A 2,919-nucleotide genomic window follows, 5' to 3' on the forward strand; every position below is an offset into this window, starting at 1 on the left:
CTGTATTATCTGCTCGTTATTTGCTGTTATTTGCGGTGATTGTTATTTTCGCTGTCTGCCACATTGGAGACGCTACCTCCATCAGGTAAACGCCGTGAACGGTATAGTTAGCCACGTTCCCCTCCCTTGCTCTGTGCATCCAGTTGGCGATAGGTTGATTCCCAGTACATGTCGGGGCTGGGCAGCGGCGGGAAAAATGCGCTGAAATCACGGCGGTTGTAGTCATCCCTGAGGTTCTGGGATATCGACATACTGAAGTAGCCAATGATGACATTGAGCGGGCCCTTGCCCTTGCCCTTGCCGGTGTAGGTATAACGCACCGCCGAAAGCGGCGAGTTTTCTCCTGGCTGGCGTAAGCGGGTGATTAAGTGGCGATTGTTGCTCATAAACCACTGTCCCTCTTGTACAATCCAGCGCTGTGGCGCGATGCCTGCCACAACCTTTGGGGTGTCAAATCGATAGTAGCTGAACGTATCACCGATGATGTTGCAGGTGAAAGTGCCGTGATCGGCGCTGAAAGCCTGTCCGCTGTCGCACTCTTTGGTGTAGTATGCTTTGCGGCCAAGGTATTCCATGTTCGGCAGTGTGAATACGCCCTGATTTTTCGAATCCGCTACCCGCTGTATGGCGTCATAGCGGAGTTGGCGAATTAAATGCTTGCCGTCAGGCGAGACTCTGCCTCCGACGAAGTCAGTATCGTAGTTCAGCTCGCCAAGTTCACTTTTAGGGGGGGGCGACAGCGGCGTCGTAGTACCAGTGGTTACATCATAGCGGAGCGCTTGTTGCCAGCTTTGCCCCCCGGTGAAATACACCGCTTGACTGTCTGCTTGCCAGTCAAAGGACTGACAGCGGCCAGGCCCAAGCTGTTGGGCTTGCCGGGTTTTAAGGTCGAAGATGACACAATTGTATTGGAAGGCTTTTGGTCGATAGGCGGTGATGATATAGCGACCGTCGGGTGAGCGGGAAGGCCTTGATAAGCCTTTAATCTCAATGTTTCCACCTATTTCCTTTGCGGTAAACAGCAGCCGAACATCGGTCCCGTTCATGTTCATGGTATAGAGTCCATGGTCAGGATTCTGAATAGTGGTAATCAGCTGCGGCATGTTATGCTGGGTATTCCACTTTTCTTGTGGCGGATTGTCGGGGACGTCGACAACGATCTCCCAAGTAGGCGTGTCTTTGTGACCGTAAATCTCACGAACGAAGGTGATAATATCCAGACGGTTCATATACACATCATCATAGGGGGTATTGTTTGACAGGTAGACCCCTCCGGCCGCTAAGCCGCCGCCGATGGCCGCACCGACCAAAAGAATTTTTGTTTTTCTGTTCACTGTGTTATCTGCTCGTTATGTGTTGTTATTTGCGGTAATTGTTATTTTCGCTGTCTGCCACATTGGAGACGCTACCTCCATCAGGTAAACGCCGTGAACGGTATAGTTAGCCACGTTCCCCTCCCTTGCTCTGTGCATCCAGTTGGCGATAAGCTGATTCCCAGTACATGTCGGGGCTGGGCAGCGGCGGGAAAAATGCGCTGAAATCACGGCGGTTGTAGTCATCCCTGAGGTTCTGGGATATCGACATACTGAAGTAGCCAGCTATAACATCGAGCGGGCCCTTGCCCTTGCCGGTGTAGGTATAACGCACCGCCGAAAGTGGTGAGTCTTCTTCTGGCTGACGTAAGCGAGTGATATCGTTGCTATCCTCACTCATAAACCACTGTCCCTCTTGTACAATCCAGCGCTGTGGCGCGATGCCTGCCACAACCTTTGGGGTGGCAAACCGATAGTAGCTGAACGTATCACCGATGGTGTTGCAGGTGAAAGTACTGTGGTCGGCGCTAAATGCCAGCCCTTTATTGCACCCTTTGGCGTAGTGTGCCTCGCGGCCAAGGTATTCCATGTTCGGCAGTGTGAATACGGCCTGATTCTTCGAGTCCGTTACCCGCAGCATGGCGTAATAACTGAGTTGGCGAATTAAGTGCTTGCCGTCAGGTGATCTCCAGCCACTGACGAAGTCAGTATCGTAGTTCAGCTCGCCAAGTTCACTTTCAGGAGGGGGCGACAGCGGCGTCGCAGTACCGATGGTCACATCATAGCGGAGCGCTTGTTGCCAGCTTTGCCCCCCGGTGAAATACACCGCTTGACTGTCTGCTTGCCAGTCAAAAGAATGGCAGCGACTAGGCCCGAGCTGGTGGGCTTGCCGGGTTTTAAGGTCGAAGATGACACAATTGTATTGGAAGGCTTCTGGTCGATAGGCGGTGATGATATAGCGACCGTCGGGTGAGCGGGAAGGCCTTGATAAGCCTTTAATCTCAATGTTTCCACCTATTTCCTTTGCGGTAAACAGCAGCCGAACATCGGTCCCGTTCATGTTCATGGTATAGAGTCCATGGTCAGGATTCTGAATGGTGGTAATCAGCTGTGGCATGTTATGCTGGGTATTCCACTTTTCCAGCGGCGGATTGTTGGGGATGTCGACAACGATCTTCCAAGAAGGCGTGTGTTTGTTACCGGAAAGTTCTCGCACTCTGGTGATCAGATCCAGACGGTTCATATACACATCATCATAGGGGGTGTTGTTTGACAGGTAGGCCCCTCCGGCCGCTAAGCCGCCGCCGATGGCCGCACCGACCAAAAGAATTTTTGTTTTTCTGTTCACTGTGTTATCTGCTCGTTATTTGCTGTTATTTGCGGTAATTGTTATTTTCGCTGTCTGCCACATTGGAGACGCTACCTCCATCAGGTAAACGCCGTGAACGGTATAGTTAGCCACGTTCCCCTCCCTTGCTCTGTGCATCCAGTTGGCGATAGGCTGATTCCCAGTACAAGTCGGGGCTGGGCAGGGGCGGGAAAAACGCGCTGAAATCACGGTGGTTGTAGTCTTCCCTGAGGTTCTGGGATATCGACATACTGAAGT

General features: G+C 52.1%; 2 protein-coding genes. Both read right to left on the minus strand.

Going from position 1 to position 2,919, the window contains the following annotated elements; all coding sequences use genetic code 11:
- Positions 1–107: 107 nt before the first annotated feature.
- Positions 108–1,334 (minus strand): TolB family protein, encoded by a 1,227-nt coding sequence (locus tag L4D12_RS25230; RefSeq protein ID WP_428450565.1) that lies wholly within the window; start codon positions 1,332–1,334, stop codon positions 108–110.
- Between the two features lie 106 nt (positions 1,335–1,440).
- Positions 1,441–2,430, minus strand: a complete 990-nt coding sequence (locus tag L4D12_RS25235) for a TolB-like translocation protein (RefSeq protein ID WP_428450566.1) — start codon at positions 2,428–2,430, stop codon at positions 1,441–1,443.
- Positions 2,431–2,919: the final 489 nt, after the last annotated feature.

This window comes from Photobacterium nomapromontoriensis, assembly GCF_050336815.1.
In the GTDB taxonomy this organism is placed as follows: domain Bacteria; phylum Pseudomonadota; class Gammaproteobacteria; order Enterobacterales; family Vibrionaceae; genus Photobacterium; species Photobacterium nomapromontoriensis.

Coding starts and splice junctions, on each gene's coding strand:
- L4D12_RS25235 (WP_428450566.1), bottom strand. CDS start 2,430: ATGCCACAGCTGATTACCACCATTCAGAATCCTGACCATGGACTCTAT.